The organism is Pseudomonas gessardii (assembly GCF_001983165.1).
Taxonomy (GTDB): domain Bacteria; phylum Pseudomonadota; class Gammaproteobacteria; order Pseudomonadales; family Pseudomonadaceae; genus Aquipseudomonas; species Aquipseudomonas gessardii.
Genome location: NZ_MNPU01000005.1, coordinates 17,197 through 39,233, shown reverse-complemented (window position 1 = coordinate 39,233; position 22,037 = coordinate 17,197). Strand labels below are relative to the sequence as shown.

Sequence of the window (22,037 nt, the reverse complement as noted above, 5' to 3'; positions counted from 1 at the left end):
TTATCGACTGATACACCGTCATCGCGGCGATGCGGCGACCCGACAAGCCCGCTCCCACAGGGGTACGCGCACGCCTCAAGGATCAGGTCGGCTGTCAGGCCGCCTCGCTTTGCTTGTGATTTTGATCTTAGGCGCCCCGTTAAACCACGCTGGCCGTCATCCGATATTGATTTGGGGGGTAAACCGGCAGGACGCCGGTTTAGCCGCGCTGGGCCATGGATGGCCCATCGCGGCGGCCCCCCAAATCAATGTCGGATGACGGGCACACCGAGCCTAGGCGAGGTGCCGAGTGGTGGGGCAAGAGCGTTTTGCTTACTTTTGCGCTTTTCAAAAGTGAGCCGCCGTCAGGGCGGAACCCTAAGTGGCCGTTACCGCAGCAATGGATATGTACTCATATCCAAAAGAAAGTTGTGTAGATACCTATGCCGCGATAGCGGCGGATCAGTCGACATTTCTATGGCTGACACAACGCAATCGCGGGCAAGCCCGCTCCCACATGGGTAAGTGGTGTTTTTGAAGGTGGCTTTTAGCCACACCCCCGCCACTCAGCGCCTAACTTGCCCGCCAGCCCGAATTGGGCGTTTTTTTTGCAGCGTGGGGCGGGCATACTAGGCCGTCCCTTTCCCTGGTGTCGCCCGCCTCTATGCTTCGCGCCTTGATTACCCTTGCTCTTGTCTGCGTGCTCCAACCGGCCCTGGCCGACGAGCGTGCGCAAACCCAACAACAGTTGGACGCTACGCGTCAGGACATTACCGAGCTGAAGAAACTGCTCGGCAAGCTCCAGGAAGAAAAATCCGGGGTGCAGAAAGACCTGCGCGGCACGGAAACCGAAATGGGCAAGCTGGAGAAGCAGGTCCAGGAGCTGCAAAAAGAACTAAAGAAGAGCGAGTCGGAACTGGAGCGACTCGACGGTGAGAAAAAAAAACTCCAGAGCGCGCGCGTTGAACAGCAACGCCTGATCGCGATCCAGGCCCGTGCTGCCTACCAGAACGGCCGCCAGGAATACCTCAAGCTGCTGCTCAACCAGCAGAATCCGGAAAAATTCGCCCGCACCCTGACCTACTACGACTACCTGAGCACCGCGCGGCTGGAGCAGCTCAAGAGTTTCAACGAGACCCTGCGCCAGTTGGCCAACGTCGAGCAGGAAATCGCCGACCAGCAAAGCCAACTGCTGGCCCAAAAAAGCAGCCTGGACACCCAGCGCGACGAACTGGACAAGGTACGCAAGGAGCGTCAGCAGGCCCTGGCCAAGCTCAACAGCGACGTAAAAGCCCGTGATGCCAAGTTGCAGGCGCGGCAACAGGACCAGGCCGATCTGGCCAAAGTGTTGAAAACCATCGAGGAAACCCTGGCGCGCCAGGCCCGCGAGGCGGAGCAGGCGCGGCAAAAAGCGCTGATCGCCCAGCAGGAAGCAGAAAAAAAGCGCCAGCGTGAAGCCGAGGCGCTCGCCAGCGACGCCCCGCGTAAACCGGCGCGTGCAGCACCTGGCCCCCTGGTTTCCAGCGCCGGCGAGTCGTTTGGCGGGCCTTTTGCTACTGCCCGCGGCAAACTTCCATGGCCAGTTAATGGTCGACTACTGGCACGCTTTGGTGAAACCCGTGGTGATGACACCCGTACCAAGTGGGACGGCGTGATGATCAGCGCCTCTGCGGGCAGCCAGGTGCATGCCGTGCACGGCGGGCGCGTGGTGTTTGCCGATTGGCTGCGCGGCGCCGGTTTATTGGTGATTCTTGACCACGGTAATGGCTATTTGAGCCTTTACGGCCACAATCAAACGTTGCTCAAGGCCGCAGGTGATGTTGTAAAAGCCGGTGAATCCATCTCCACTGTCGGTAACAGTGGTGGCCAGGACACCCCGGCGCTGTACTTCGCTATTCGTCAGCAGGGCCGCCCGAGCGACCCTGCACAATGGTGTCGCGCCCAAGGATAGGCCGCACCTACATTAGGAGTTCGTTCGACATGCTGCATTTGTCCCGCCTCACTTCGCTGGCCCTGACGATCGCCCTGGTGATCGGCGCGCCTTTGGCATTCGCCGACCAGACCGCGCCATCAGCCACGGCCGCGACCACCAAGGCACCGCTGCCCCTGGACGAATTGCGCACCTTCGCCGAGGTCATGGACCGGATCAAGGCAGCCTATGTCGAACCTGTGGACGACAAGACCCTGCTGGAAAACGCCATCAAAGGCATGCTCAGCAACCTCGACCCGCACTCTGCCTACCTGGGCCCGGAAGATTTCGCCGAGTTGCAGGAAAGCACCAGCGGCGAATTCGGCGGCCTGGGCATTGAGGTCGGTGCCGAGGACGGCATCATCAAGGTGGTGTCGCCAATCGACGACACCCCGGCGTCCAAGGCCGGCATCCAGGCCGGTGACCTGATCGTCAAGATCAACGGCCAGCCGACCCGTGGCCAGACCATGACCGAAGCCGTCGACAAGATGCGCGGCAAGGTCGGCCAGAAAATCACCCTGACCCTGGTACGCGACGGCGGCAGCCCGTTTGACGTGACCCTGACCCGCGCCACCATCGTGGTCAAGAGTGTGAAGAGCCAGTTGCTGGAGTCGGGCTACGGCTATATCCGCATCACCCAATTCCAGGTCAAGACCGGCGACGAAGTGGCCAAGGCCCTGGCCAAGCTGCGCAAGGACAACGGCAAGAAGCTTAACGGCATCGTCCTGGACCTGCGCAACAACCCCGGCGGCGTGCTGCAATCGGCGGTGGAAGTGGTCGACCACTTCATCACCAAGGGCTTGATCGTCTACACCAAGGGCCGTATCGCCAACTCCGAACTGCACTTCTCGGCCACCGGCCACGACCTCAGCGAAAACGTGCCGCTGGCCGTGCTGATCAACGGCGGCAGCGCCTCGGCCTCGGAAATCGTCGCCGGCGCCCTGCAAGACCAGAAACGCGGGGTACTGATGGGCACCACCAGCTTCGGCAAAGGCTCGGTGCAAACCGTGCTGCCGCTGAACAACGAGCGCGCGCTGAAGATCACCACGGCGCTGTACTACACGCCTAATGGTCGTTCTATCCAGGCCCAGGGCATCGTGCCGGATATCGAGGTACGCCGGGCCAAGATCACCAACGAGAGCGACAACGAGTACTTCAAGGAAGCCGACCTGCAAGGTCACCTGGGCAATGGCAACGGCGGCGCCGACCAGCCGACCGGCAGCGGCCCGAAAGCCAAGCCGATGCCGCAGGACGACGATTACCAGCTGGCCCAGGCGTTGAGCCTGCTCAAGGGCTTGAGCATTACGCGCAATCGTTGATATGCGTTTTGCCCTGATCATCGCGGTGCTGTGCAGCCTGGCAGGGGTCGCCCAAGCGACCCCTGCCGATAAGTCTCACAAAGCCTACCTGACCCTGATCATCGACGACCTTGGGCAAAACCTGCCCCGGGATCGTCGTGTGCTGGCCCTGCCCGGCCCAGTGACAGCAGCGATCATGCCCGACACGCCCCACGCCGCCGAATTCGCCCGCGAGGCCCACCGCGCCGGCAAGATCGTGATCCTGCACATGCCTATGGATCCGGCCACCGGCCCATTCGCCTGGCACCCCGAGCTGCCTGTCGAAGAACTGGGCAAGCGCCTGGATGCGGCGTTCAAGGCCGTGCCCTACACCGCCGGGGTCAACAACCATATGGGCAGCCGCATGACCGCCGAGCCTGGCGCCATGGCGTGGTTGATGGGCGAGTTGCAGCGTCGGCACAAGTTCTTCGTCGACAGCCGCACCAGCGCCAAGACCGTGGCCGCCGCCGAGGCACAGAAAATCAACCTGGCCCATGTCTCACGGGATGTGTTCCTCGATGATGAACGTACCGAAGCAGCCATCACCACGCAGCTGCAGACCGCGATAAAGCTGGCGCACAAACAGGGTTCGGCGGTGATGATCGGCCACCCTTACCCACAGACCCTGGCGGTGTTGGAGCGCGAGCTGCCCAAGCTCAAGGCCCAGGGCGTCGAGTGGATTGATCTCAAGCTGATGATCAGTGTGCGCAGCAACCGGGCCATGGCTGGGCACGGCAAGGATGGGGTTTACCGCTGAAACCTATAGGTAGCGCGCCATGATCTGGTCCACAACGCCGTCCTGGCGTAGCTGATCAAGCGCAGCCTGCAACTTGGCCACGACCTCATCCGGCACCTCCGTGTTCAGCGCCAGATACAACTGCGCGCTGTTGAAACGCAGCACCGTCTTGAGCCCGGAAACCCCCACCTGGCGCGCCAGATAGCGCCCGGCAGGGTCGCCAGTGGCCCAGAGGTCGATCTGCCCGTCCATGAGCTTTTGCGCATTGTCCTGGTCACGCAGCACGATGGTCGGCTTGAGACCGCGTTTTTCCAGGGTCTGGGCAATGGCATCGCCTTTATAGGCACCGATCTTGTAGCTACGGGCTTGCTCAAGGTCAGTCAGTTGGATCTTGCTGTCGGCCTTGGCCAGTAGCACCCAGTCATCCGGGCCGATGGGGCCGACCCATTTGAACAGGGCTTCGCGCTCCGGCAGCCGCGCCATGACGAACACACCATAGCCTGGCTTTTCCAGGGCGAGTTTATAGATCCGCTCCCAGGGGAAGCGCAGCGTGAGGTTGTAGGAAATGCCGGCCTGCTTGAAGGTCTCGCGCACGATATCCACGGCGATGCCTTCGATGTTCTCGTCCCTGGCGAAGTTTTTGCCGTTTTTCGCCATGTTGTAGGGCGGAAAGTTTTCCGTCAGCAGCACCAGGGAGGTGCCGGAAGGCTCGGCGGCGTTGGCCGAGCCCGCCAACAGAATGGAAGAACTGGCGAGGGCAAGCAGCAGGTCTTTGAGCATGTAGGGTTACCGGAATCCATGGCAGGCCCAAGAGTGCCGCGAGCCTGCCATGGTGTCCAGTGGCGTTTAGCGTACGACGATGCCGCGTGCAGCCATGTAGGCCTTGGCCTCGGGAACCGTGTATTCGCCAAAATGGAAAATACTCGCCGCCAGCACCGCGCTGGCGTGGCCTTCGATAACGCCGTCGGCCAGGTGTTGCAGGTTGCCCACGCCACCAGACGCAATCACCGGAATACCCAGCGCATCGCTGATAGCGCGGGTCACCCCCAGGTCGAAGCCGTTTTTCATGCCGTCCTGGTCCATGCTGGTCAGCAGGATCTCACCGGCGCCCAGGCCTTCCATCTTCATCGCCCACTCCACCGCATCCAGGCCGGTAGGCTTGCGCCCGCCATGGGTGAAGATCTCCCAGCGCGGGGTTTCACCGGGCCCTGAGACTTTCTTGGCGTCGATGGCCACCACAATGCATTGTGAACCGAAGTGCTGCGCCGCTTCGCCGACAAACTCCGGGTTGAACACCGCCGCGGTATTGATCGAGACCTTGTCTGCACCGGCATTGAGCAGGTTGCGGATGTCTTGCACGGTGCGTACGCCACCGCCCACGGTCAGCGGGATAAACACCTGGCTGGCCATGCGCTCCACGGTATGCAACGTGGTGTCGCGGCCGTCGACGCTGGCGGTGATGTCGAGAAAGGTAATCTCGTCGGCACCCTGCTCGTCGTAGCGACGGGCAATTTCTACCGGGTCGCCGGCATCACGGATGTTCTCGAACTTGACGCCCTTGACCACCCGACCGTTGTCGACGTCCAGGCAAGGGATGATGCGTTTGGCCAGCGCCATGGTCAGTCCTCAGCCGTTGTAGGCATCGCAGTAAGCCTGGGCTTGCGCAACATCCAGGGTGCCTTCGTAGATCGCGCGGCCGGTAATGGCGCCGATGATCCCCGGCGCCTTGGCGTCCAGCAGCGATTTGATATCGCCCAGGTTGTGGATACCGCCGGAAGCGATCACCGGGATTTTGGTGGCGGCCGCCAGCGCAGCGGTGAAGGGTACGTTGCAGCCCTGCATCATGCCGTCTTTGGCGATATCGGTATAAACGATGGCGGACACGCCGTCGGCCTCGAACTGCTTGGCCAGGTCGATCACCTGCACGGTGCTGATTTGCGCCCAACCGTCTGTAGCGACAAAACCATCCTTGGCGTCCAGGCCCACGATGACCTTGCCCGGGAACGCGCGGCAGGCCTCGGCGACAAAGGCCGGGTCTTTCACGGCCTTGGTGCCGATGATCACGTAGCTCACGCCCGCCTTGACGTAGTGCTCGATGGTTTCCAGGGAACGGATACCGCCGCCGATCTGGATCGGCAGGTTCGGGTAGCGCTTGGCGATGGCCGTGACCACTTCGCCATTGACCGGCTGGCCTTCAAAGGCGCCGTTCAAGTCCACCAGATGCAGGCGACGGCAGCCGCCCTCCACCCACTTGGCAGCCATGCTCACCGGGTCATCGGAAAACACTGTGGAATCTTCCATGCGGCCCTGGCGCAGACGTACGCAAGCGCCGTCCTTGAGATCGATAGCGGGGATAATCAGCATCTGGCAAACCTTATTCGATATTCAGCATTGCTCGGAAAATCAGGGTTTTTCGAGCGCCCACAAGTCGCTTTCGATGCTCTCGAACCTTTCTTTAAGGTGCGTCTGCACATCGAAAATCGCCCTGTTGTAATAGTGCGGAGCAATTTCAGTGGTGAACAGTTCGAGGATCTCAGCCACCTCGAACGACCCGAGCTTGAGCTCGAAGCGGTCTTCCATGAAGCGCTTGACCTTGTCGGTCGCCTCACTCTCCTGCTGGGGAGTGAGATTGAGGATCGGCGGCTTGATCTTCTTGGCCATTACCAGCGCCCGTCCCAACTGGCGAAGTTCTGCAGCAACTGCAAGCCATGGGTATGGCTCTTCTCCGGGTGGAACTGCACGGCAAAGCGCGAACCTTCGGCCAGCGCTGCGGCAAAGTCGACGCCATAGTGCCCGCCACCCACCACCTGGCGCGGGTTACCGGCGGCAATGTAATAGCTGTGCACGAAGTAGAAACGCGCCATGTCCGGGATGTCGTGCCACAACGGGTGGTCGACGGTGCGGCGCACTTCGTTCCAGCCCATGTGCGGGACTTTCAGGTGTGCGCCGTCTTCGTGCAGGTCCTTGCCGAAGAACTTCACCTCCCCCGGGAACAGGCCGATGCAGTCGACGCCGCCGTTTTCTTCACTGCGGTCGAGCAAGGCTTGCATGCCCACGCAGATCCCGAGGAACGGCCGGTCCTGGCTGACTTCGCGCACCAGGCTGTCAAAGCCCAGGCAGCGGATTTCAGCCATGCAATCGCGAATCGCGCCCACACCGGGAAACACCACCCGGTCGGCTTCGCGGATCACCTGTGCGTCGCTGGTGATCAGCACCTTGCCGGCGCCTACGTGCTCGAGGGCCTTGGCCACCGAATGCAGGTTGCCCATGCCGTAGTCGATAACCGCGACCGTCTGCATTACAGAACGCCCTTGGTCGAAGGCATTTGCCCGGCCATGCGGTCATCCAGCTCCACGGCCATGCGCAGGGCGCGGCCGAAAGCCTTGAACACGGTTTCGATCTGGTGGTGGGTGTTGGTGCCACGCAGGTTGTCGATGTGCAGGCTGACCAGGGCGTGGTTGACGAAGCCCTGGAAGAACTCCTGGAACAGGTCCACATCAAAGCCGCCCACGGTGGCACGGGTGTACGGCACATGCATCTGCAGGCCTGGGCGGCCGGAGAAGTCGATGACTACACGCGATAGCGCCTCGTCCAGCGGGACATAGGCATGGCCATAACGGCGGATGCCTTTTTTGTCGCCGATGGCCTTGGCAAACGCCTGGCCGAGGGTGATACCGACATCCTCCACGGTATGGTGGTCGTCGATATGCAGGTCACCCTTGCTGACGATATCCAGGTCGATCAGCCCATGACGGGCGATTTGATCCAGCATGTGCTCAAGAAAAGGAACACCGATATCAAATCGGGCCTTTCCGGTGCCATCCAGGTTGATCGAGGCTTTGATCTGGGTTTCCAGAGTGTCGCGCTCGACGGACGCCTTACGTTCGGCCATCACCAGCTCCGCAAAATCATTGGGCGAAAAAGGTGGCCATTATAGGGGCTGCGGGCGCTAAACAGAAACATCGAAGGGGATAAGACTGACGGCCTGTCGGGCATAGACATGTCCATACAACCGCAAAGATCGTTCCCACGCTCTGCGTGGGAATGCATCCCGTGACGCTCGGCGTCACCCCATGATCGGGACGCAGAGCGTCCGGGTTGGCATTCCCACGCAGAGCGTGGGAACGATCATCCCCCGCGGGAGCGTGGGAACGATCAATTATCGCGCGGTGATCAGTGGAACAACACTGCCGTCTTCTGCAAGGTCACCCACACACCCCACGCCAGCGGAATCCCCACCACCAGCCAGGCGGCAATGGCCAATGGCACGGTGCCGGACGCGGCTTTCCACTCCAGGGACGTGCTGGCATCGGCGCCCTTGTCATGGCCCAGGGCCTGTTCGGCCGCCAGTTCCGCGTCGGTCATGAAGTACTTATCGGCCACCGGACGCACCAGCAGGTTGCAGATAAAGCCCAGCACCAGCAGGCCGGCGAGGATATACAAGGTGATGTCATAGGCTGCGGCGCGGTCGACGCCGATGCTCAACTGATACTCGCGCAGGTAGTTCACCAGCACCGGGCCCAGAACGCCGGCTGCAGCCCACGCGGTGAGCAGGCGACCGTGGATCGCACCAACCATTTGCGTACCGAACAGGTCCGCCAGGTAGGCCGGCACAGTCGCGAAGCCGCCGCCGTACATCGACAGGATGATGCAGAACGCCGCCACGAACAGCGAGACGTTGCCCAGGTGGCCGAGGTTCGGGATCAGCGCATACAGGGCAAAACCCAGGGCGAAGAACACGAAATAGGTGTTTTTGCGGCCCAGGTAGTCGGAAAACGAGGCCCAGAAGAACCGCCCACCAATGTTGAACAGGCTCAACAACCCGGTGAAACCCGCCGCAATGGCCGCGATGGAGGCCAGTTGCCCAGCATCCAGTTGGCCAAATGGCACATCCACGCCCAGCAATTTGCCGCCAAACACTTCCTGCAACAATGGCGACGCCATGCCCAGGATACCGATACCGGCCGACACGTTCAGACACAGCACCAGCCACACCAGGCGAAACTGCGGGGTTTTCCAGGCCACGTTCACATGGACGTGACGGTGGGTGATCATCGCGTTGCTGGCTTTTTTCGCCGGTGCGGTCCAGCCCTCAGGCTTCCAGCCAGTCGGCGGCACGCGGTAGGACAAGGCACCGCCGATCATGAACACGAAGTAGATCGCGGCCATCACCAAAAAGCTCTGCCACACCCCCACGCCGGCCGGCGAGGCAAAGTGGCCCATCAGCGCCGCCGCCAGGGGCGCGCCGACCATCGCACCACCGCCAAAGCCCATGATCGCCATGCCGGTGGCCATGCCGCGCTTGTCCGGGAACCATTTGATCAGGGTCGAGACCGGCGAAATATAGCCCAGGCCCAGGCCGATACCGCCGATGACCCCGGAGCCGAGCCACATCAGCCAGATCTGGTGGGTATAAATCCCCAACGCCGAAATCAGCAGGCCACCACACCAGCACAGGGCCGAGACCACACCGGCCTTGCGCGGCCCGGCATGTTCCAGCCAGCCGCCCCAGATCGCCGCCGAGCAGCCCAGGAAGATGAAGAACAGGGTGTAGATCCAGCCCAGCATAGAGATCGGCCAGTCGCAGGACGACGAGAAGACCTGGGCGATAAAGCTCATGTCCGGTGCACAGGCCACCGGCGCGGTGACACCCAGCGCCTTGGACAGTGGCAGCCAGAACACCGAAAAGCCGTAGGCCATGCCGATGCACAAGTGGATGGCCAGGGCGGCCGGCGGAACCAGCCAGCGGTTGAACCCGGGCTTGGCGATGATGCGCTCCTTGGACAGGAACGCAGGCTGCGCAGCAGAGATGCCCGCCGCAGTGCTAGTGCTCATTGGTGTTTCCCCCAGTTATTAGTCTGTGTTCGCCAGGCGCTCTCCTCCTCGGCCTTTGCACGCAATGCGTGGCCGTTTTGTTGAGTTAAAGCTCCCTGTAGGCGCGACGTTTCGTCGCAGAAGGCGGGCGAACGCGCAAAGATTAGCACTTGGCGCGGCGAGAAAAACCAAACTGACACTACCTTTTTCGGCTCATCTGTTTTGTTTGACACTATGTAACGATGCGTAAACAGCCATGGGCCTGGCGGCGTTATACTCTGCGGCTAAATTTTAAAATCGACATACAAGGACTCGCCCATGAAAGCGTTCGGCAAAATCCTGGGTCTGGTACTCCTCGGGCTGTTGCTGATCATTGTGGCTCTGGGCTTTGCCCTGACCCACCTCTTCGATCCCAACGACTACAAAGAAGAGATTCGCCAGATTGCCCGCGACAAGGCCCACATCGAGCTGACGCTCAATGGCGATATCGGCTGGAGCCTGTTCCCCTGGCTGGGCCTGGAGCTGCATGAAGCCAGCGTGGCCACCCTGAGCAACCCTGCCCAACCGTTTGCCGACCTGCAAATGCTCGGCCTGTCGGTGCGCGTGCTGCCGCTGCTGCGCCGCGAAGTGCAGATGAGCGATGTACGCGTCGAAGGCCTGAACCTGCGCCTGAGCCGTGACAAGCAAGGCCACGGCAACTGGGAAGATATCGGCAAGGCACCGCCCGTTGCGGCCACCGGCACCCCCGAGGCACCCGCGACGAGCGCGCCAACCACGGCGCCAGCGCCAGAGAAGCCGGCCCAGCCGATCCGCCTGGATATCGACAGCCTGACGGTCAACAACGCCCGTATCGAGTACAACGACGAGCAGACCGGCAAGCAGTTCAGCGCCGAAAGCATCCAACTGAGCACCGGCGCCGTGCATGAAGGCGCGAGCATTCCGGTCAAGCTCACCGCCTTCTTCGGCAGCAACCAGCCGGTGATGCGGGTCAAGAGCGAGCTCAACGGCGAGCTGCGTTTTGACCGTGCCCTCAAGCGCTACCAGTTTGAAGACATGAAATTCTCCGGCGAAGCCACTGGCGAGCCACTGCAAGGCAAGACCGTGACCTTTGCCACCCAGGGCCAGTTGCTGGTGGACCTGTCGGCGAACATTGCCGAGTGGACCGGCCTCAAGCTCTCGCTTAACCAACTGCGGGCACTGGGCGAACTGAAGGTCAACGACCTGGATAAAACCCCGCAGCTCAGCGGCGCCCTGTCGATTGCCCAGTTCGACCTGGCCAAGTTCCTCGACAGCGTCGGCCAGCCCCTGCCGGCCATGGCCCCAGGGAGCCTGGGCAAGGTCGAACTGGTCAGCCGCCTGCAAGGCACGCCGTCGAGCCTGGCCCTGGAAGACCTCAACCTGAAACTCGATGGCAGCACCTTTACCGGGCGCCTGGCGGTGGAAGACTTTGCCAGGCAAGCCCTGCGCGTGCAGTTAAAGGCCGACACGTTCAATGCCGACCACTACCTGCCCGCCAAGTCCGAGGCCGCCAACAGCGCCGCCGTCGCGCGCCAGGCCCAAGTGCAGAGCAGCGAAGCCGGGGCCATGGCCGCCGGTGGCACCACGCCGTTGCCGGATGCGCCGACCCAAGGCGCCTGGAGCACCGACAAACTGCTGCCCCTGGCGCGCCTGCGCAACCTGGACGTGATTGCCGACCTGTCCTTCGGCCAACTGACCCTGAGCCAGTTGCCTATCGAGAATGCAGCCCTCAAGGCCTCCGGCCAGGGTGGCCAGCTCAAGCTCGACACCTTGAGCGGCGGCCTCTACAACGGCACGTTCCAGGCAAGCGGCAGCCTCGACGCCCGCGAAGATGTGCCGGTGCTGGCGTTGCAGACCAAAATCAAGCAAGTGCCGGTCGAACGCATCCTGCAGGCCCAGGGGCAGACCCCGCCGGTCAAGGGCCAAATCACCCTCGACAGCAACCTGACCGGGCGCGGCAACAGCCAGAAAGCCCTGGTCGACAGCCTCAACGGCACCGCCAGCTTCGTCATCAACAATGGCGTGCTGCTCAATGCCAACCTTGAGCAACAGCTGTGCACCGGCATTGCCCTGCTCAACCGCAAGACGCTCGCCACCACGCCACGCAGCAAGGACACACCGTTCCAGGAACTCAAGGGCAACCTGACCTTGCGCAACGGCGTGGCCAGCAACCCGGACCTGAAAGTGCGCATCCCCGGCCTGACCGTCAACGGCAATGGCGACGTGGACCTGCGCGTGCTGGGCATGGACTACCGCGTGGGCATCATCGTCGAAGGCGACAAGCGCGACATGCCGGACCCGGCCTGCCAGGTCGGCTCGAACTTCCAGGGCATCGAAGTGCCGCTGCGCTGCCGTGGCCCGCTGGAACTGGGCGCCAAGGCCTGCCGCCTGGACAAGGACGGCCTGGGCCAGGTGGCCGCCAAGATGGCGGGCAACAAGCTCAGCGAGAAAATTGAAGAGAAGCTCGACAAGGTCAACCCCAAGCTCAAAGACGCCCTCAAAGGTTTGTTCAACCGATGAAAAACGAACAATTTTCAGCGGCCGTATTGGACTGGTACGACCGCCACGGTCGCCATGACCTGCCCTGGCAACAGGGCATCACCCCGTATCGGGTGTGGGTCTCGGAAATCATGCTGCAACAGACCCAGGTCAGCACCGTGCTCAACTACTTCGACCGCTTCATGGCCTCGCTGCCAACGGTCGAGGCCCTGGCGGCCGCGCCGGAAGATGAAGTGCTGCACTTGTGGACCGGGCTGGGCTACTACACCCGGGCGCGCAACCTGCAGAAGACCGCCAAGATCGTGGTTGCCCAATACGGTGGCGAATTCCCGCGCGACGTCGAGAAACTCACCGAACTGCCGGGCATCGGCCTGTCCACCGCCGGCGCCATCGCCAGCCTGAGCATGGGCCTGCGCGCGCCGATCCTCGACGGTAACGTCAAGCGCGTGCTGGCACGCTTCACCGCCCAGGAAGGCTATCCGGGCGAGCCCAAGGTGGCCAAGCAGCTGTGGGCCACCGCCGAGCGCTTTACCCCGCAGACCCGCGTCAATGCCTACACCCAGGCCATGATGGACATGGGCGCCACCCTCTGCACCCGCAGCAAGCCCAGTTGCCTGCTGTGCCCCCTGGAGAAGGGCTGCGAGGCGCACATGCTGGGCCTGGAAACCCGCTACCCGATCCCCAAACCACGCAAGTCCATCCCGCAAAAGCGCACGCTGATGCCCTTGCTGGCCAACCAGGAGGGCGCGATCCTGCTTTACCGGCGCCCCTCCACGGGCCTGTGGGGCGGGCTGTGGAGCCTGCCGGAGCTGGACGACCTGGATGACCTGGAACACCTGGCCAACCAGCACTCGCTGGCGCTGGGCAAACACCAGGAACTGCCGGGGCTGGTGCACACCTTCAGCCACTTCCAGCTGGCGATCGAACCCTGGCTGGTGCAGGTCGAGGAATCGGCCCATCACGTGGCCGAGGCCGACTGGCTCTGGTATAACCTCGCCACCCCGCCGCGCCTGGGCCTTGCCGCCCCGGTGAAAAAACTGTTGAAGCGCGCGGCCGACGTATTGAACGCAGGAGTTTCGTCATGACCCGCACCATCATCTGCCGCAAGTACCACGAAGAACTGCCCGCCCTGGAACGCGCCCCATTCCCGGGCGCCAAGGGCCAGGACATTTTCGACCACGTTTCCGCCAAGGCCTGGGCCGACTGGCAGAAGCACCAGACCCTGCTGATCAACGAAAAACGCCTGAACATGATGAACGCCGAAGACCGCAAATATCTGCAGGGCGAGATGGACAAGTACTTTTCCGGCGAGGATTACGCCAAGGCCGACGGCTACGTGCCGCCTGCTCAATAATTGAGCAAAAACCGGGGTTGGCACGTAAGCGACGGTAATAATTAAATATTTTTTGAAAACTTGCTTGACGACCCCCTGAAAAACCCGTTTAATGCGCCCCGTTGCCCAGATAGCTCAGTCGGTAGAGCAGGGGATTGAAAATCCCCGTGTCGGCGGTTCGATTCCGTCTCTGGGCACCACTAATACCGAAAAACCCCAAGTGAAGATGATTCCTTGGGGTTTTTTATTGCCTGCGATTTAATGGCTACAGGCTTGAGAGTTGTTTATTGCGAGGCTCCCTCGTTTAGCCTTTACTCAATTTTCAGTTGCAAGGTAATGACCTCATGACCCGGTACTTGTTCTGCGTACTCTGCCTGCTGACCACGCTGCTCAGCGGATGCGCCACGCAAATGGACGTGGCGATCAATGCCACACCTGACCCGGACTATCGCTTTGACCGCCAGGCAACGGTGCTGGTGACGTCGGTCGGTGGCAATGACGAGCGTGCGCTCAATGCCCGCTACTACCTGCGCGATATGGTCAGCGCCATGAAGGACCAGGGCTTTCGCGAGGTCTATACCGACATGACCCTCCCCAAGAATCGACCACCGAAAATGACCGTCACCCTCGATATCGACAGCCGTCGGGAGACTTACCGCTACACCGCCACCGACTATGGACAGGTGCCAACCAGCACTTCCACGGTGTGCAAGAACAGCAAGAAAAAAAGCGACCAGATGATCTGCACCAGCACGCCCAACACCACCTATGGCCCGGTGGGCAGCTCGGAGCGTACCGGCTACACCACCCTCACCACCTTCACCGCCACCGCCCGGGATGAAGCGAGCAAACGCGCGGTGTACCTGCTGCGTGTCACGTCCTATAACGATGACTGCCAAGCCGCCAAAGTCGAAGCCTTTGTGGTGCAGCAGGGCCTGCAGAACCTGAATTTCCAGGACCGTGTGCAGCGCAACTACAGCGTCACGATGCCCGAGGGTTACCGCTGCAAATAGTTCGTCAACCCACGACAGCCAGCCTTGGTTGCCCCCTCCCCGCACAAGGCGACCCCATCAGGTCGCCCGCATCAAATCCTCCCGCAAAAGCCAGGCTCGACTGCCACCCACGGTTGCTAATAACAATTATTATCATTTAAGCTTGCGCGCAAAATCCTCCCCTGCCCCACTAAAAATAATCAAGGAGCTGCGATGCCCTCTGCACGCGAGCCAGGTTCATGGTTGAAGGCATTCGGCCTGGCCCCCTTCGGATTCGCTTCGATGCTTGCCCCCGTCGCCGTCGCGGCCGAGGAAAAAGGCCAGCTCGAACTGCCCAGCCAAAGCATTACGGCAACAGCCTCAGAAGAAACGGCCGATGGCCCGATCACCGGCTATGTTGCCAAGCGCAGCACAACGGGGGCCAAGACCGACACACCCATCACTGAGATCCCTCAGTCGATTTCCGTTATCAGCGCCGACCGTATGCGCGATCAGGGCGCACTGACCGTGCAAGACGCATTGCGTTATGTTTCTGGGGTACGGGCCGAGACCTTCGGGCTGGATAGCCGGGGAGACTGGTCGAAAGTGCGAGGCAGCTCGCCGGCCCTGTTCCTTGATGGTTTACAGCAGAGCTTCGGCACTTACACCAACGTACGCACCGATCCCTTCACCCTGGAACGCCTTGAAGTGCTCAAGGGCCCTGCGTCGATGCTGTATGGGCAAAGCCCGGTGGGGGGCCTGATCAACCAGGTCAGCAAACGCCCCAAAACCGAACAGCACACCGAACTGCAACTGCAATACGGCAATTACAACCGCAAGCAGGTCGCCGTGGACACCACCGGCCCCCTGAACCCACAAGGCACGCTGTTGTACCGGCTGGTGGCGATCCAGCGCGACAGTGATACTCAGGTTGATCATGTCAAAGATAACCGGCAGGTCCTGATGCCATCGCTGACCTGGCGCCCCAACGACGATATCGACTGGACCATCCTGGCCAACATCCAGCGTGATGACAGCGGCTCCACCACACAGTTCTTCCCACACACAGGCACCGTCTGGAATGCGCCCTATGGCCGGATCCACAGCAACCGTTTCGCCAGCGAGCCCGGCTTTGACGAATACGACAGTGACCAGACAGCCCTGACGTCGCAATTCTCGTGGCACCTGAACGATACGTGGACGCTGCGCCAAAACCTGCGCTGGCAGAAAAGCAAAGTCAGCTACCAATCGATTTACTCGGCATTCGCCAAAAAACCACTGTTCAAGCCCGATAACCAGACCCTCGACCGCGTCTATTACGTTTCCAAACCTGAGGTCAAAGTGTGGGTCGCCGACCAGAACGCCGAGGCCCGGTTTGACACTGGCCCGCTCCAACACACCCTGCTGCTGGGGGGCGACTACCAACATGCTGTCATCAACCAGGACAGTGCCAGCGGCCCGGCAACACCACTGAACGTGTACGACCCGGTGTATGGCACCTTTGATCCCTCGGTCATTCGCCTCACCGCCAGCCCGGAACAACGGGTCATGCAACAAGGGCTGTATGCCCAGGACCAGATCAAATACGAACAGTGGTTGCTGACCCTGGGCCTGCGCAAAGATTGGGCCGCCAGCCAGGCCCAGGGCAGTGCCCGGCAAAAGGACGACAAAGTGACCGGCCGCGCGGGCCTGACCTACTTGTTCGACAACGGCATAGCACCCTACTTGAGCTACAGCGAATCATTCCAGCCGCAAGTCGGCCTCAACCGACGAACACTGGAACCCTACGTGCCGCTCAAGGGCAAACAGTGGGAGCTGGGCGTGAAATACCAGCCCGTTGGCAGCAACAGTCTCTACACCGCAGCGGTATATGACATACGCGAGCAGAACCGCCGCATGCCCGACCCCCTGGATGCAATGAACACCCTGCAAAGTGGTGAAACCCGCGCCCGTGGCCTGGAGCTCGAAGCCCTGGTAGCGGTCACGCCCGACTGGGACCTGATTGGCACCTACAGCTACACCGACACCACCGTCATCAAGGGCTCACCCGCCGAACAAGGCAAACGCCTGGCCAGCGTTCCCGAGAACATGGCCTCGGTATGGAGCCAACATCGGTTCAGCATCGGCGATATATCCGGGTTCAGTGTCGGTGCAGGCGTTCGCTATGTAGGAACAAGCTGGGATGGCGCCGACCGCCTGAAAACCCCATCTACTACCCTGGTGGATGCCATGCTCGGCTACCGTTACCAAAACTGGAACCTGACCCTCAACGCGACCAATCTTGAAGACAAGACCTACTACACAACCTGCCTGGCGCGAGGCGACTGCTTCATCGGCAACCGCCGTACGCTTGTCGGTACCCTGGCCTACAACTTTTGACCGAGTGGTAAAACGGATCACGGCACCCGGAACACCAGCAATGGGTTGTCATTGAGACGCCCATTGAACACGGGCGTCAGATGCTCCAGCGGTGTTCCCCGCAGTAATTCGGTTTCTTTGCGCGCCACAATGACCCAGGACGAACGCGGCAGTGCGTTCAGGCGCGCAAGGTCGTCACGCCCGACAAACAGCGGCTGCTCGTCATGATCCAGATTCATGATGTAGCGGATGGCCCAGGTGTCCTTGCCGAGGTTGAGAAACACCAGCGGCCCGGGGCGCTCGGCGCGCAGGGCTTCCACCGCGCCAACAAAGTTTTTGGTGTCAAATTGCAGATCCTTGGCCGGCTCCACGACTGTCACCAGCACCAGCCATTGAGTGGCCAACGCGATCAGGCTAAGCACCACCAATCGCGGCCCCACACGGCCGCGCATACGACGCCAGGCAGCCACCGCCGCCAGTTGCAGGACGATCAGCAGCGCAATCAATCCCGGCACTGAAACATCAGGCCAGTAACCGTGCTTGCTCCACAGCTGCCGGCAGACCAAGACCACGACAACCCCCAGCAGCGGCAGGATCGCCACCAGCCACTCATACCCCCGCCGCACGCCAAGCAACCAGCCGCGGGCCTGAAGCAGCCCATAGGCCGCCACAGCGGCAAACATCGGGACCATGGGCACGATGTAGTAGGCACGCTTGAAGTTCGGCACCGACAGCCCCAGCAGGATCATCAAGCCACAACCGCCCAGGCGCAGCATCAACTGCACATCGGCATCCTCATTGCGCGCCGACCAGGTGTGGCGCAGGGCAATCAACGTCGCCAGCGCCAGCGGGATCACCGGGAAATAACGGTACAAGCTCAGCTTGAAGTAAAAGTAGAACGGTTCGCCGCTTTCATCGAGGCGGCCGGCCACCTGCATCTTCATCACCTCGTCGGCAAACCCATCGCCACCGCTGATCCGCGCCAGCTTCAACAGCACCCACCAACAGGCAAGGAGCAGGACCAGGCCGATCACACCGTGGGCCATCACCTTTTTCAGCAGGCCAATCTTCTCTTCCCGCGAGCGGGCAGGCCCCAGCGCCCAGTACACACAGGCAACCCCACAGACTTCGATCAACCCCAAAGGGCCACGAATGGCAAACGCCGCCACGAACAAGGGAAAGATTGCGTACTGGCGCAGCTTTGAACCCAAACGCTCGCCGGTGTGCAGCAGGTAGAAACAGCCCAGGCACAGCAGGGAGACCATCTGGTCCAGGCAGACCGAGCGCGACTTTTCCAGCAATTGCGCCGTCAAGGCCGTGAGCAATACCGTCAGCAACGCCCATGTCCGCCCCGAGGGCACCAGCAAACGGTAGACCAGGGCCATGACCCCGGCCGACGCCAGGGCGGTGGGCATGACATTGGCCAGGTCGTTGGGCGCACCGAACAATCGGGCAAAGAGCAGGCTCAAATAGGTGGCGGTGCCCGGATAGTCCGGGTAAGGCTCACCGTAGGTGGTGGGGAAGAGGCTCGCGCCGTGGCGGAACATCTCCTGCATGAACACCGCCCAGCGTCCGTCAAAGCCTTGCGGCTGTTGATCCCAGATGCCCAGCGTAAATAACAACAAGGCCACCAGGAAAACACCCAGGGCCTCCAGACGAAAACGGTTGCGGTGTTCCATGGTTTAACCTGCCAGGGCGGGGGAGATGCTGGCGTATATTGCCGGCAGCCCGGCTGAATCACGCCTGAACCGAATGCAACATTTACCTGTACACACCTGTGGCGAGCGGGCTTGCCCGCGCTGGACTGCATAGCTGTCCCATTTTTTAGGGCCGTTGCGCGACCCAACACGGGCAAGCCCGCTCGCCACAACAGACTTTTTTACGGGATTGGCTGGCAGGTATCGCGCGCCTTTGGCTGGCGATTTTGTTAGTGTCAGCCTCCAATAAAAACTGCGCACGGGTCTTCACCCCCCATCGAAAGCGCATGGATCGAGGCCAGTGATGAACCTGCCCAGCCGCCCGCACCCCGAGACATTCCACGAGCCCGCCGCCGACAACTACCCCATCGGCGGCTTCACCTGGCGCCATATCCGCACCGATATCGAGCGCCCGGTAGTCATCATCAACGCCGCCACCTCGGTGCGCTGCCGCCACTATTCGCGCTTTGCCGACTATCTGTTTGCCAATGGTTTGGACGTCATCACCTACGACTATCGCGGTATCGGCGAGTCGCGTAGTGGCTCGTTGCGTGGGTTCAAGGCCTCCTGGTCGGACTGGGGCCGGCTGGATTTCGAGGCCATCCTGCGACGAGCGCAGCGCGAGTTTGCCGGGCAGCCCATTGATGTGGTCGGCCACAGCTTTGGCGGCTGTGCGGCCGGTCTCGGGGCGTCGGGGGCGGCCATCAGGCGCCTGGTTACCGTGGGCGCGCAGTTTGCCTACTGGCGGGACTATCAAGCGAACGGGCGCTGGCGGATGTTTGCCAAGTGGCACCTGGTGATGCCACTGGTGACCGCCCTCTGCGGGTACTTCCCGGGCAAGCGCCTGGGCTGGCTGGAAGACACGCCCGCCGGGGTGGTGCGCGACTGGAGCACACCCACGCCCACCTATGAGACACGGCCCAGCGGGCGCGTCCTGGGCGAACTGCCCTTTGCCCGGGTACAGGCGCAGATCCTGGCCATCAGCCTCAGCGACGACCCGTTTGGCACGGTGCCCGCCATTGAGCGCCTGCTGAATTACTTCCAGGCCAGCGAACGCACGCACTTGCGCATCGCCCCCATGGATATTGGCGAAGAAGCCGTCGGGCATTTCGCGTTTTTCCGTAGTGAATATCAGGATCGGTTGTGGCCGATTGCACTGGCGTGGCTGCAGCACGGCCAACTGGCGAGCGACACACCGGGTACGCAGCTGTAGAAACCCTTGGGATTTCGCCAGACCTGCGTTTCAATACGCCACCCAGATCCTGAACCAAGGACGTGAGCCCATGGCTTCGCCAGACAAGCAGCAAAAACGTGCCCAACGGGCCAAAGCCAAGGCCAAGCAGAACCGCACCCAGCGCGCCAATGCGCCGAAGCAGGATGCGTTTGCCGGTGACGACGAGCGTATTGACCTTGAGTCGGTGGACTTGACCGAACTGTTCGTGCAAATGCGCGCGGCCGGCGAGACCAGCCAGCAGGCGCTGTGTGCGGCATTCCTGGCGCACCCGCTGCTGGCGCTGGTGCTGGAGCAGGAAGGCGAAGAAAACGCCACGGACTTTATCCTGGCGGCGCTGATCGAGTATCGGCAGTGGTCCACCGACAGCGACGATGAAACGGCGGCGTTGGCGTGGATTGAATCGCCGCAGTTCCAGGCGGACTACGTGGCGGCATCCCAGACGCTGACCAGCGCGCAGGATTGATACAACACCAATGTGGGAGCCGGGCTTGCCCTAATGCCGATCAGTTAAGCGAGCGCAATGCTCAAAGCAGTGAAGATCAAATGTGGGAGCGGGCTTGCCCGCGATGGCGGTGGGCCAGTCAATATCGTAGTCGACTGAACCACCGCCATCGCGGGCAAGTCGAATCGTCGAACCGCCGCTCCCACAGTGCTTTTTGGCGCTAGGCAACACGCATTTCGACTCGTCAGTTGAGCACCGCAGCCCCCAACTTCTGGGCCCGGCGCCGGCTTGCCACCAGCAACCCCGCCGCAACCACCAGCAGGCTCAACACACCGGTCGCAATAATCTCCACCCGGTGCGCCTCCTGGAACAGCATGATGGTCAACGCGCCGACGATAAACACGATCACCGCATAGGTCAGGCCCGGAAACAGCCACATCTTGAAGGCAATTTTCTCGCCCGCCGCGGTACGTTTCTGACGCATGCGCAGTTGCGACACGGCAATCACCAGGTACACCAGCAACGCAATCGCGCCAGAGCTGGCCAGCAGGAATTCAAACACCGCCGCCGGGGCCACATAGTTGGCGAATACCGCAAGGAACGCCGCGCCCGTGGACAGCATTACCGCCCAATAAGGCGTGCCGCTCTTGTTGGTGCGCTTGGCGACCGCCGGGGCATCGCCACGACGCCCCAGGGAGAACAGCATGCGCGACGCGGTGTACAGCGCCGAGTTCAGGCAACTGGTCACGGCGACCAATACCACCAGATCAACGATCAACTTGGCATTCGGGATGCCCATGCGCTCCAGCACAGTCTGGTAGGAACCGACGGCCGCCAGGGTCGGATCGTTCCATGGCACCAGGGCCACGACGATGAAGATCGACACCAGGTAGAACAAGCCGATCCGCCAGATCACCGAGTTGGTGGCCTTGGTGATCTGCTGGCCCGGGTTCTTCGATTCTGCGGCCGCGATGGTCACGATCTCGGTGCCCATGAACGAAAACATGGTGGTCAGGATCGCCGCCAACACCGCGCCCATGCCGTTGGGCAAAAAGCCCTGGGTGTCGAACAGGTGCGAGACGCCGCTGACCTGGCTGCCCGGCAGCCAGCCGAAGATCGCCAGCACGCCGAGGATCACAAAACCAATGATCGCGACAACCTTGATCAAGGCAAACCAGAACTCGAACTCGCCGTAGTTCTTCACGCTGAACAGGTTGGTGGCCGTCAGCAACAAGGTAATGACCAGGGTAAAGGCCCAGATCGCCACATCAGGGAACCAGGCATGCAGGATGGTCGCGGCGGCGTTGGCTTCCAGGGGAATGACCAATACCCAGAACCACCAGTACAGCCAGCCGATGGTAAAGCCAGCCCAATGGCCGATAGCCCGGTCGGCGTAGGTAGAAAATGAACCGGTGTCGGGTGAGGCGACGGCCATCTCGGCCAGCATGCGCATCACCAGCACCACCAACGTACCGGCTGCGACATAGGCCAGCAGCACGGCGGGCCCGGCTGCCGCAATCGCATGGCCGGAGCCGACAAACAGACCGGCGCCGATCACACCGGCAATTGACAACATGGTGACATGCCGCGGTTTGAGCCCCTGTTCGAGGTCATTGGAGCTTTGCGTACGACTCATTGACACACCTTTGC

19 protein-coding genes and 1 tRNA gene are annotated in these 22,037 nt (G+C 61.6%); 11 read left to right on the top strand and 9 right to left on the bottom strand.

Annotated elements, in window-relative coordinates; all coding sequences use genetic code 11:
* Positions 1–643 precede the first annotated feature (643 nt).
* The 3 genes from BLL38_RS05630 to BLL38_RS05620 are packed head-to-tail and all read left to right on the top strand — an operon-like array spanning position 644 to position 4,042.
* Entirely contained in the window at positions 644–1,930 is a 1,287-nt protein-coding gene (locus tag BLL38_RS05630; RefSeq protein WP_076961656.1) for a murein hydrolase activator EnvC family protein, read from the top strand.
* A 29-nt stretch (positions 1,931–1,959) separates the two neighbouring features.
* Positions 1,960–3,267: a S41 family peptidase gene (locus BLL38_RS05625; RefSeq protein ID WP_076961655.1), complete on the top strand. Its 1,308-nt coding sequence runs from the start codon at positions 1,960–1,962 to the stop codon at positions 3,265–3,267.
* A 1-nt stretch (position 3,268) separates the two neighbouring features.
* Positions 3,269–4,042 carry a divergent polysaccharide deacetylase family protein gene (locus tag BLL38_RS05620; protein ID WP_076961654.1) on the top strand — a complete coding sequence of 258 codons (774 nt, stop codon included), beginning with the start codon at positions 3,269–3,271 and terminating at the stop codon, positions 4,040–4,042.
* Between the two features lie 3 nt (positions 4,043–4,045).
* On the opposite strand, the gene BLL38_RS05615 is transcribed toward BLL38_RS05620, so the two are convergent.
* From BLL38_RS05615 to BLL38_RS05585, 7 genes are all read right to left on the bottom strand, one after another.
* Positions 4,046–4,801, bottom strand: a complete 756-nt coding sequence (locus tag BLL38_RS05615; protein ID WP_076961653.1) for a substrate-binding periplasmic protein — start codon at positions 4,799–4,801, stop codon at positions 4,046–4,048.
* 66 nt (positions 4,802–4,867) lie between these two features.
* A complete protein-coding gene (gene hisF, locus BLL38_RS05610) occupies positions 4,868–5,638 on the bottom strand; it encodes an imidazole glycerol phosphate synthase subunit HisF (protein ID WP_003171107.1) in 771 nt (256 codons plus the stop codon).
* 9 nt (positions 5,639–5,647) lie between these two features.
* The gene (gene hisA, locus BLL38_RS05605; RefSeq protein ID WP_076961652.1) at positions 5,648–6,385 is read right to left on the bottom strand and encodes a 1-(5-phosphoribosyl)-5-[(5-phosphoribosylamino)methylideneamino]imidazole-4-carboxamide isomerase; all 738 of its coding nucleotides are present in this window, start codon (positions 6,383–6,385) and stop codon (positions 5,648–5,650) included.
* A 39-nt stretch (positions 6,386–6,424) separates the two neighbouring features.
* Positions 6,425–6,682: a DUF2164 domain-containing protein gene (locus BLL38_RS05600; protein WP_076961651.1), complete on the bottom strand. Its 258-nt coding sequence runs from the start codon at positions 6,680–6,682 to the stop codon at positions 6,425–6,427.
* On the bottom strand, positions 6,682–7,320 hold the full coding sequence (hisH, locus tag BLL38_RS05595) for an imidazole glycerol phosphate synthase subunit HisH (RefSeq protein WP_076961650.1): 639 nt from the start codon (positions 7,318–7,320) through the stop codon (positions 6,682–6,684). Before hisH ends, BLL38_RS05600 begins: the two co-directional genes overlap by 1 nt.
* Positions 7,320–7,913, bottom strand: a complete 594-nt coding sequence (gene hisB, locus BLL38_RS05590; RefSeq protein WP_003218037.1) for an imidazoleglycerol-phosphate dehydratase HisB — start codon at positions 7,911–7,913, stop codon at positions 7,320–7,322. Before hisB ends, hisH begins: the two co-directional genes overlap by 1 nt.
* Before the next feature lie 281 nt (positions 7,914–8,194).
* Positions 8,195–9,856: an OFA family MFS transporter gene (locus BLL38_RS05585; protein ID WP_076961649.1), complete on the bottom strand. Its 1,662-nt coding sequence runs from the start codon at positions 9,854–9,856 to the stop codon at positions 8,195–8,197.
* 297 nt (positions 9,857–10,153) lie between these two features.
* On the opposite strand from BLL38_RS05585, the gene BLL38_RS05580 reads away from it, so the two are divergent.
* The 6 genes from BLL38_RS05580 to BLL38_RS05555 all read left to right on the top strand — a co-directional run bounded on the left by BLL38_RS05580 (position 10,154) and on the right by BLL38_RS05555 (position 17,035).
* A complete protein-coding gene (locus BLL38_RS05580; RefSeq protein WP_076961648.1) occupies positions 10,154–12,373 on the top strand; it encodes an AsmA family protein in 2,220 nt (739 codons plus the stop codon).
* Entirely contained in the window at positions 12,370–13,437 is a 1,068-nt protein-coding gene (gene mutY, locus BLL38_RS05575) for an A/G-specific adenine glycosylase (RefSeq protein WP_076961647.1), read from the top strand. The genes BLL38_RS05580 and mutY overlap by 4 nt, the downstream gene beginning before the upstream one ends.
* Entirely contained in the window at positions 13,434–13,706 is a 273-nt protein-coding gene (locus tag BLL38_RS05570) for an oxidative damage protection protein (RefSeq protein WP_038445278.1), read from the top strand. The genes mutY and BLL38_RS05570 overlap by 4 nt, the downstream gene beginning before the upstream one ends.
* A gap of 103 nt (positions 13,707–13,809) precedes the next feature.
* Positions 13,810–13,885: transfer RNA gene (locus BLL38_RS05565), tRNA-Phe, on the top strand.
* A gap of 144 nt (positions 13,886–14,029) precedes the next feature.
* On the top strand, positions 14,030–14,698 hold the full coding sequence (locus BLL38_RS05560; RefSeq protein WP_076961646.1) for a hypothetical protein: 669 nt from the start codon (positions 14,030–14,032) through the stop codon (positions 14,696–14,698).
* 192 nt (positions 14,699–14,890) lie between these two features.
* Entirely contained in the window at positions 14,891–17,035 is a 2,145-nt protein-coding gene (locus BLL38_RS05555) for a TonB-dependent siderophore receptor (protein WP_236408491.1), read from the top strand.
* A 17-nt stretch (positions 17,036–17,052) separates the two neighbouring features.
* Here BLL38_RS05555 and BLL38_RS05550 read toward each other — a convergent pair whose 3' ends face one another.
* Positions 17,053–18,693: an ArnT family glycosyltransferase gene (locus BLL38_RS05550; RefSeq protein WP_076961645.1), complete on the bottom strand. Its 1,641-nt coding sequence runs from the start codon at positions 18,691–18,693 to the stop codon at positions 17,053–17,055.
* Positions 18,694–19,015: 322 nt separating this feature from the next.
* Between BLL38_RS05550 and BLL38_RS05545 the strand changes: the two genes are divergently transcribed.
* Both BLL38_RS05545 and BLL38_RS05540 read left to right on the top strand, forming a co-directional pair.
* Entirely contained in the window at positions 19,016–19,924 is a 909-nt protein-coding gene (locus BLL38_RS05545; protein ID WP_076961644.1) for an alpha/beta hydrolase family protein, read from the top strand.
* Positions 19,925–19,994: 70 nt separating this feature from the next.
* Positions 19,995–20,408 carry a hypothetical protein gene (locus tag BLL38_RS05540; RefSeq protein ID WP_076961643.1) on the top strand — a complete coding sequence of 138 codons (414 nt, stop codon included), beginning with the start codon at positions 19,995–19,997 and terminating at the stop codon, positions 20,406–20,408.
* 223 nt (positions 20,409–20,631) lie between these two features.
* On the opposite strand, the gene gabP is transcribed toward BLL38_RS05540, so the two are convergent.
* Positions 20,632–22,023, bottom strand: coding sequence for a GABA permease (gene gabP, locus BLL38_RS05535; RefSeq protein WP_076961642.1), 1,392 nt, complete (start codon positions 22,021–22,023; stop codon positions 20,632–20,634).
* Between the last annotated feature and the right edge of the window lie 14 nt (positions 22,024–22,037).